Annotated in this window: 6 protein-coding genes; 1 reads left to right on the top strand and 5 read right to left on the bottom strand. The window is 50.4% G+C overall.

Annotated elements, in window-relative coordinates:
• Positions 1-168: 168 nt before the first annotated feature.
• The 5 genes from H6F93_RS14740 to H6F93_RS14760 all read right to left on the bottom strand — a co-directional run bounded on the left by H6F93_RS14740 (position 169) and on the right by H6F93_RS14760 (position 6,174).
• Positions 169-1,455, bottom strand: coding sequence for a tetratricopeptide repeat protein (locus tag H6F93_RS14740; RefSeq protein ID WP_190681977.1), 1,287 nt, complete (start codon positions 1,453-1,455; stop codon positions 169-171).
• Positions 1,456-1,626: 171 nt separating this feature from the next.
• Positions 1,627-3,309 (bottom strand): ATP-binding response regulator, encoded by a 1,683-nt coding sequence (locus H6F93_RS14745; protein WP_242043472.1) that lies wholly within the window; start codon positions 3,307-3,309, stop codon positions 1,627-1,629.
• Between the two features lie 205 nt (positions 3,310-3,514).
• Complete coding sequence (locus H6F93_RS14750; protein WP_190681982.1) at positions 3,515-4,714, bottom strand: adenylate/guanylate cyclase domain-containing protein; 1,200 nt, start codon at positions 4,712-4,714, stop codon at positions 3,515-3,517.
• A 246-nt stretch (positions 4,715-4,960) separates the two neighbouring features.
• On the bottom strand, positions 4,961-5,173 hold the full coding sequence (locus H6F93_RS14755) for a hypothetical protein (RefSeq protein WP_190644395.1): 213 nt from the start codon (positions 5,171-5,173) through the stop codon (positions 4,961-4,963).
• Positions 5,170-6,174: a FecR family protein gene (locus H6F93_RS14760; protein WP_190681985.1), complete on the bottom strand. Its 1,005-nt coding sequence runs from the start codon at positions 6,172-6,174 to the stop codon at positions 5,170-5,172. The genes H6F93_RS14755 and H6F93_RS14760 overlap by 4 nt, the downstream gene beginning before the upstream one ends.
• A gap of 410 nt (positions 6,175-6,584) precedes the next feature.
• On the opposite strand from H6F93_RS14760, the gene H6F93_RS14765 reads away from it, so the two are divergent.
• Complete coding sequence (locus H6F93_RS14765) at positions 6,585-8,804, top strand: PhoX family protein (RefSeq protein WP_190681987.1); 2,220 nt, start codon at positions 6,585-6,587, stop codon at positions 8,802-8,804.
• The last annotated feature ends 215 nt before the right edge of the window (positions 8,805-9,019 follow it).

Raw genomic sequence — 9,019 nt, forward strand, 5'->3', positions numbered from 1 at the left:
TCCAGCTTAGTAAATGTCATCGCAATCGCTGTTTGATGCACTCATACTGGAACTGTAGCGAGCATAGCTCAACTTAACCACCCCCTATCCCTAGTGCCGCTGCGTAAGTCCTGATCAAATTAAATTGCTCTGAAAACACAGCATCACGGTCTTTGGAATTCTACCGGACTAATTGCTGGTAGTGAGTTCCTTTAAGGTCGATTCTCGGCTTTGTTTGGCGAGTTCGTAATTGGGGTTGAGGTCAAGGGCGTGGTCGTAGCTGGTGATCGCTTCATCTCGCTGACCCAAGCGACGCAGGGCATTCCCTCGATTATTCCAGGCTTGGGGAATGTTTGGGTTGAGCCAAAGGGCGCGATCATAGCTGGCAATCGCATCGTCGTAACGTTCCAGACTGTACAAAGCAATGCCCCGATTGTTCCACGCCTGATAGTAGTCAGGTTTGCGCTGAAGTGCTTCGTCAAAGCTGGCGATCGCTTCCTCGTGGCGACCTAAGACAGTGAGTGCCAGGCCCCGGTTATCCCAGGTGAGGTGAAGTTCTGGATTCAATTTCAGGACTTTGTCAAAGCTGGCGATCGCCTCTTCGTGACGTTCTAACTTCAGCAAAGCCAGTCCTCGATTGTTCCAGATATCTAGATGGTCGGTTTGCTCAAGAGCCTGGTCATAGCTGGCGACCGCTTCCTGGTGATGCCCTAAATTGCCTAACATCATGCCCCGGTTGTGCCAGACTTCGGGTGTAGCGAACCCTAGTTGAAGGGCGCGATCGAAGCTGTTAAAGGCTTCAGCATAGCGTTTCAAATTTGCCAGAGCCATACCCCGGTTGTGCCATGCACCCACATCATCTGGTTCTAAGTGAAGCGCCTGATCAAAGCTGGAGACTGCCTCCTCAAACCGCTGGAGCAACAGCAGCACATTCGCCTTGTTACTATATGCCTGGTAGTAGTCAGGTTCGAGCCGCAACGCTTGGTCAAAATTAACCAACGCTTCCTCAAATTGGTCGCAGCTAATCAAGGCAATGCCGCGATTGTTCCAAGCCTCGCAGTCATCGGGCGCAAAGGCCAGAGCTTTGTCAAAGCTGGCGATTGCTTCCTCATATTCCTCCATGCCCAACAGCGCTACACCGCGACCATTCCAGGCTTCAAAGTAGGTCGGCTCCAGTTCTAGCGCTTTGTCAAAACTGGCGATCGCCTTCTGATAACGCCTGAGTGCTGCTAGACAATCACCCCGATTGCTCCAGGCTTCCGGGTACGTCGCTTTGTAGCGCAACGCCTGATCGTAGCTGACTAGCGCCTCCCCGTAAAACTCCAGGTCAGCAAGTGCCAAGCCTCGATGGTTCCAGGCGCGATGGGAGCTAGGCTTGTTCTGCAAGATACGGTCATAAGTGGCGATCGCCTCCTCATACCTTTCCTCCGCATGAAAGCGTAAGGCTTGCTCAAAGAGAGAATCAGCTTCTTTCATGGAGATTTAAAGAGACTTATGTCCTACTCTCTTGAGTTGTGAGGTGAAAACCGGAAAGGGAGGGGAAGGGGTTAGGGGCTGGGGGCTAGGGAAAGCAGTATCAACTCGTTCCCAAGTTTCACCTTGTAACGAGGGGAAAGGGTAACCCCAATCCCTAACCCTCAACCCCCATCACCTCACTACGGCCGTCAACGCAATCACCTTTTGCAACACCTCTTCTGGTTGAATCGGGCTAGCTAGACAATCATCGGCACCTGCTAAAAAGCAGTGTTTTTGGTCTTCTGGTAGGGTGTCGCTCATCAAAGCAACAATCTTGAGCCTTTTGGTAGCAGGGTTTTCGCGTAGCTGGCGGATGAGGCTGTGACCGTCGATGTCGGGCAGTTGCAGATTGACAATGACAGCGATCGGTTGGAGAACTTCGAGTTGGTTGATCGCTGCTGACCCTTCTAGCACCCACACCACCTGATATCCGGCTGCTGTCAGCATCGGGTAAATCAGATTAGCGCTTTCCTCTTGTCCTTCGATTAGAACGATCTGTCCGGCTGGTTGGGTAGGCAGAACTGGTAGATCTAACTTTCGCGGGGCGGCTCCGACTGCCTGAGTTCGCAGGGCAGGCAGTCGCACAGTAAAGACAGAACCTACGCCAACGGTCGAGTCTACGTCAATCCAACCGCTGTGTAGCTCTGCCAGTTGTTTTGCCAGCGCCAGCCCCAGTCCTGTGCCTTCGTACTGACGGCGATAGGATTGGTCAAGCTGCTGAAATTTTTGGAATAGGAGCGATCGCTGATGTTCGGGAATGCCAATTCCCGTATCTTTGACTTGAAATGTGGCAAAATCTCGACTCGCAAAAACTCTTAGTGTGACCCTGCCACCCGATGGAGTAAATTTGATCGCGTTGCTCAGCAGGTTAAACAAAATTTGCCGAACTCGGTGGGGGTCTGCGGTAAAGCGATCGCAATCTGGCTCCAGATGCAGATCAATCTCTAAATTCACCTGCTTCGCTTCTGCCTTTTCTGCAAATGCCTTCAGGCTTTGCTGGGCTAATCTGGAGAGCGAAAATTCACGCAGATTAAGAATGGCCTTGCCAGCCTCTAGCTGCGAAAGATCGAGAATGTCATTGATCAGCTCTAGCAAATGTTCACCGCTGTCGTGAATAATTTGTAGACAATCTCGTTGGCGCTGGTTTAGCTCTCCTAATGACCAACGCAAGAGAGTCGAAGACATACCAATGATGCAGGTGAGCGGCGTTCGCAGTTCGTGGCTCATCGCTGCCAAAAACTCACTTTTTGCCCGACTTGCCGACTGGGCTGCCAGCACAGCATCATGTAGCTCTTGAGTACGCTCGATGACCTGATGTTCCAAGGTTTGAGACTGCTGCTTTGCCTCCGAGGAAAAATCTGAGCTAGCCGCAGGCGCAGTCGAGAGAGCGGCAATTAGCCGCAGCGTAAATTCACTTTGAATCCGGGGATTGTTTGGTCGTAGCTTTGCACAAAGTTGTTTAATGGTTTGCGGAAAGGTCGGTTTGTGTGGTAAAGCGTTGAGTTGATGTAAGAAAGTGGCGATCGCCTCTGGCTCAAAGGTCAAATCAACTCGGCACATACGCCGCTCATCCTGAAAACTGTTCTTCTCAGTTTGAAACGCTTCCCGCCATAGCAAAGCGCTAAACGGCTTTGAGACAATCAGTGTAAATTGCCCTACCCCGATTTGCTCAAGCTCATCTGACACAGTTAAACTGTCCGTCAACACTAGAGATTCCGCCTCAGTCGCATGAACCATCTGCTGCAACAATTCTTGTAACCGTTGAAACGTCGGCAGCGGAACAATCTGACAAAAAGATGGTTTGAGAGCAGACATACTTCGATCCGTTTGCATAAGATCCTCGGTTGAGGAGGTTGCACCAAAAGCCAAAACCGCTCAGGTTTTAACTACCCAAGCGGATATGGTATCTCACCCCTCTGCCTAAATTTGCCAATATCAAGAATCTCTTGATAGTTGATATCGATCTTAGTAATCAACCGTTACTTACTGTCACCGCACAAACGTCAAAAGCACACTTGCATTAACTCACTACTTCACAATGAGTGCCAGGGCAAGCAGGCATTTGCATTCCCAAGAGCTGATATAAATTACTTTGCTGCTGCTTTCCCCGAGGTGCAACGCAGTCAAGCCACTTAAAGTTAAATAGTTCAGGTTGCTGAAGTTGATCAATCACTGATTCACTGAGGAGAACAGAACAACCATAAAACTTTGTGAGTTCTTCCAGACGGGCAGCCGTATTGACGACATCTCCGATTACCGTAGAGTCCATTCGCTGCTCTGAACCGAGTGTGCCAATGATGGCAAGACCCGTGTGAATGCCAATGCCAATGCGAATCGGGTCTTCTAAGTTGAACCGAGTCCGTCCACGGTTAAATTCACTCAGAGTTTGCTGCATGGCGATCGCCGCTGTAAGGGCATCTTGAGCGTGCTGGTGAGGACGATCAAACACTGCCATGATTGCATCACCGAGGTACTTATCAATAAAGCCATGATGAGTTTTGATTGCTTCGTCCATGCGTTTAAAGAAAGCATTTAACCAGTCAAAAGTTTCACTGGCGGGTTGAGACTCAGCAATGGCAGTAAATTCTCGAATATCAGAAAAGAGGATGGTGACTTCTGCTTCGGTGGCGTTGCCAACCTGAATGGAATCTAAGCCTGCGGGCGCAATGCGCGACAAGAGCTGATCTGGCACAAACAGGCGCAGTTTATCAAGCAACGCCTCACTCACCTGCTCAACCGTCTCATCCTGGTGTTCCAATTCTTTTGGAACTTGTCCGTTCTCGGTAGGCTGAGCTGAGACTGGCTTTGCCAGGTTTGCCTGTCCCTGAGCATCTCGGAACTGCTGTAGTTGCAGCGTGCTGGCAACCTTGGTGAGCAATAAGCGCTGGTCAACGGGCTTTGTAAAGTAGTCATCACCCATGACCTGTAGCCCCATAAGGTGAGACTGTTCGTCTGCCAGAGCGGTGAGAAAAATTACGGGAGTAGCCTGTAGCTGAGTATCTGCGCGTAGCTCTCGACAGACCTCAAAGCCATCCATTCCCGGCATCATGACATCCAGCAAGATCATGCTGGGCTGCTCAGTACGAGCGATCGCCAACGCTTCCAATCCTGATTTGGCGGACTGGGTTGAATACCCATGAGAACGAAGCAGTGCTTCTAACAGAAACAAGTTACTTGGGTCGTCGTCTACCAACAAGATATAGGAAGCGCCGTCTGACATAAACCTAATTTAAGTGTGGAAATGCAGTCAGCATGAGTACGAGTTCATGTACAGTTTATACTTAGCTTGCCGTACCTGATTTTTTTGCAACAACCAAAAAAAATCTTGGTTCAAGCTTGATGCTGGGTAGATGCCCCAATAAGATTTAATGAACGTGCTTGGGAATGCCCCTGATGCTACTTGATGCTAATTAAAGTCTCTTTTAAGCACAACTCTATACAAGTCTAAACTTAGTTTTAAGTAGTTTCAGGCAAATGAAAAGAAATCAATCTTTGGGTGGATTAAAGCACCAAATTGGAAGGAAAGAGGCGACAGTTGAGCGATCGCCAAGACAACAAGCGTCAGCATTTTCACTCCAAAAATCAGACGAAGCGCGCTTCTGTTAGCCGGAGCAACTTGTCCATCGGGCGGATGACAATCGAGCGGAGGCGATGCCCACCCGCCGTTTGTTTGGCTCATGATTCTTGCGGAGCGATGGATGGATCTTGATTTGGCATTGTGTCTTCTAGCTCTGTGCCTTCTGGCTCTGCTTCTTCCGGTGCTTCTAAGGAATCTGTTTCCTCTGGCTCTGTTTCTGAGGGAGTCGCTTGCGATTCAGGTAGCGCCATCATCGGTAACGCTAATTCATAAACTTGCTCAATGCCAAACGGGTCACGCACGACCATCCGCAGGAGGCGATCGCTTGGCACATCGACTACCGCGCTTACTTCCCCTGTTGAACTGACGGGCAACGACTGCTGATTGACCAAAACCTGACTTCTAGGAGGTACCGTTGCCGAAATCTGTAGCCGCTCGACTCCGGCTTCGGTCAAAAACTGAAGACTGAGTCGAGTATCTCCGGGCGCAGGACGTGGCTCTGTAGGAGGCTGACCGGGGGTAAGCTGGCTGAAATAACCTGGTTGAATCAGCTCAGTTTGCCCCTGGGCTGTCACCTCCACGGACCCTTCAAAGGTGGTGACTCTGGTTTCGCCCGTTGGCAGCACAACAACGCTAAACTCCGTGCCGCGAACGCCTGCGACTCCAGCAGGAGTATTTACCCGAAAGCTAGATTCTGGGTTTGTAAAGGTTTGAATGTTGGCTCTCACTTCTCCTTCTTGCAGCGAGAGTTCGGTTTGTTGCCCACCCGTGGGCGTGGTAGCGACTTGATCCACTGCCAACTGAGTATTTTCTGCAACTGCAACAGTGCCGCTGTTGTTGTCTAAGACTAGTGTGGTACCAGAATCTTCGCCTGTTGTGATGGCCGTTGCCTGGGACTGAACGCGATCGCCCACCTGCACAGGTCGCTGCTGCGAAGTGACACTGCCCTGCACCTCTCTCACTTCCAGATAGCGAGGCTGCTGTAGCGGTCCACCCCCTCCAGCCCAAGCAGGTGACACACCCACTATCAAACCACCTGCCAGCAGCAACCCCTTCACAGTTAGAACAGTAGGCAAATGCAGCAAATGTGTGAGCGTATTCATAGGTAATATGACCTGTTAGTCGAAAGTTTTAGCGGAGTTTGATAGTTCGTTCTGCACTTGAAGTTAGAGACTTAGTTTCAGTTCAGCATTGTTCCAATGCAGGACTTACATCAAGCTCCAATTCCTGCATTCATGCCAAAATTTTGTTTTCCGCCCAATTTCTGATTACTTGCGATCAAAGTCACACAAAACTGAGAGCTAAAACGTCAGAAAACCTTTGAAGAATCTATAGATTATTCGCTAGATCAAAGTTCAGTCCTTAATCCTGAGATTACCGTTTCTTAAATCAACCTATGTAAATTTTCTCACTATGGGCATTTATTGACCGACGCCTTCTGAGCTAGCAGACCGCTCAAAAGTAGGCATCGGTTACTGGTTTGGGTAGAGATCCTGTAGAGAGAACAAACTGTATGACTGTTAAACGCCGACATTTTCTTATGTTCTTGGGGGCAAGCGCAGGCTCGATCGCCCTTGCGCCTGTCGCCCAAATTGGGCAGAAATTCTCAATGCCCTTTCAGACGGGTGCGGCACAGGCTAGTACCCCCAATGGGTTGAGTTTTATTCCGGTAAAAGGGCCGATGCCGCTTGAAACAAGCAGTATTGATGTTGCTAATCAGGTTGCTGAATATAGCAGCTACACGGTTATAGACGACGTAGTGCTACCTGATGGCTTTACTTATGATGTGATTGCAGCTTGGGGTGACCCGGTTGGGGATTCTCACTTTGGTTACAACAATGACTACTTGTCTTTTGTGGAAACGGGCGAGGGTGAAGGTTATCTGACCGTTAACCATGAATATGTTAGCCCGCTTGCCTGGATTCCAAGTTATGAACCTGTGCTTGGGAAGGTTCTACCGTTTGAGCAGGTTCAAGCTGCGCTCGAAGTCGCCGGAGAAGACGGAATCGATGCTTATTCTCTAGATGACAATGACCCAATCAAGGCTCAAATTCGCGAGATCTCGGTAGAAGCGCTGGTTGACCAGGGACTCAGCGTCATCTCGATTCGTAAGAACGCAGACGGCGTTTGGGAGCGCACCAACTCAGGCAACGATCGCCGCATCACAGGGGCTTCTGGCTTGGATGACGGTCGCTATCTCGGCTCAACTGGCCCGGCTACGGCTGTGTTCCGCAAAACCAGAGTACAGGGCTACACCGATGGACTAGGCGATCGCATCATCGGTAGCTTTGGCAACTGCTCAGGCGGCACCACCCCTTGGGGAACAGTACTGAGTGCCGAGGAAAATTTCCAGGCTCAGGTACCAGAACCCGTCTACGCTGATGGCAGTTCTATGTCTCCGGGCGACAAGACGTTTGTGATCGACGATGAGGATGTTGGTGGGCAGGGCAACGTGATTGGGCTAGCTGGCAACAAGTACGGCTGGGTTGTAGAGGTCGATCCGGCTAACCCCAACGACTACGGAGTAAAGCACACTTGGCTGGGACGCTATCGCCACGAGGCAGTCGGTGTTCGGGCAGAAGCAGGCAAGCAACTGGCTTTCTATTCTGGATGCGATCGCCGGGGCGGACACCTCTACAAGTTTGTCAGCACTGGCACCGTCAGCGATCCCCAGTCCAAAGCTAACTCTCGCCTGCTGGCATCAGGAATGCTGTATGGCGCAAAATTCAACGAAGACGGTACGGGTAGCTGGATTGCTCTAGCTCCCGATACGCCAGTCAACCCTGATCTGCCCAGAACCATTGAAGGTGGCATGATTCCTCTGCCCAATCGCCCTGACGGTGGCATCGTCAAAGTAGATAGCGATGAAGCGGTGCAACAGTTCAAGCAGCAGTTCAGCACGCTAGGACAGCTTTACTCAGGCACCGATCGGGAACGTCAGGGTGCAATTTTAATTGATGCTCACTACGCAGCAAACGCAGCCGGGGTTACAGCAACCGCTCGTCCTGAAGACACTGACGTTAGACCCGATGGAACGCTGTTTATCACCTACACTTCTGGAACCTCTGGGGGTGATGGTGGCCCTGACAAGCGCATTTTCGTTGGACCCAATGGTGAAACATCCTATGAATATGGCTGGATTATGCGGCTCAACGAAGATAGCAACGAACCAGCAGCCATGACCTTTACCTGGGAAATGGTAGCGCTGGGTGGTGAACCTGCCGAAGGAGGTTTAGGTTTCGCCAACCCCGACAATCTGGAGATTGACGCTAGCGGCAACCTTTGGATGGTGACAGACATGTCTTCTGACAAACACAACCGCGCTGTTCCTAGCCGAGTTGACGAAAACGGTGAGGCAGTGAGTCAGTCCAATTTGAGAGGTTTGTTTGGCAATAACTCCATTTGGTTCATTCCAACTTCTGGAAACGACGCAGGCAAGGCGTTCTTGTTTGGCATGGGGCCAATTGACAGTGAAACAACCGGACCTTTCTTTACCCGTGACCAGCAAACTCTATTCCTCGCAGTCCAGCACCCTGGTGAAATCGGCGGCATTCGGACAGATGGAGCCGCAGAGACACGGGAATATGCAATGAAAACCACAGCTGGGCAAGAGTTTAAGCAAACTCGCGAAGTGCCAATTGGCTCCAACTGGCCCAGCAAAGTTGCAAATGACCCACCCAAGCCTGCGGTGATTGCAATTCGGCGCACTGATGGCGGCAGATTGACTACTTAAGTGAGTAAAGCAATGTGAAATTATAAGCTCACAACGTTTGACATGAGTTTATTGGGCAATGGGCGATCGCTCATTGCCCATTTTCTTAACAACATAGGAAGTTCAGGACTTACGCAGATGTACTAAATGTGGTGGTCAGCTTAGCCCAATTTCATAGCAAGAGTGGGTGATTTGAGTTGCCCAATCAAATAGTGGGATAACAGTCTGCTCTTGAG

Source organism: Leptolyngbya sp. FACHB-671 (assembly GCF_014695745.1).
Classification (GTDB): Bacteria; Cyanobacteriota; Cyanobacteriia; order Elainellales; family Elainellaceae; genus JAAUTN01.

What these genes read in the sequence shown, in the direction of transcription:
- H6F93_RS14740 (WP_190681977.1), bottom strand. Translation starts at nt 1,455, where the DNA reads ATGAAAGAAGCTGATTCTCTCTTTGAGCAAGCCTTACGCTTTCATGCG.
- H6F93_RS14745 (WP_242043472.1), bottom strand. Translation starts at nt 3,309, where the DNA reads ATGTCTGCTCTCAAACCATCTTTTTGTCAGATTGTTCCGCTGCCGACG.
- H6F93_RS14750 (WP_190681982.1), bottom strand. Translation starts at nt 4,714, where the DNA reads ATGTCAGACGGCGCTTCCTATATCTTGTTGGTAGACGACGACCCAAGT.
- H6F93_RS14755 (WP_190644395.1), bottom strand. Translation starts at nt 5,173, where the DNA reads ATGAGCCAAACAAACGGCGGGTGGGCATCGCCTCCGCTCGATTGTCAT.
- H6F93_RS14760 (WP_190681985.1), bottom strand. Translation starts at nt 6,174, where the DNA reads ATGAATACGCTCACACATTTGCTGCATTTGCCTACTGTTCTAACTGTG.
- H6F93_RS14765 (WP_190681987.1), top strand. Translation starts at nt 6,585, where the DNA reads ATGACTGTTAAACGCCGACATTTTCTTATGTTCTTGGGGGCAAGCGCA.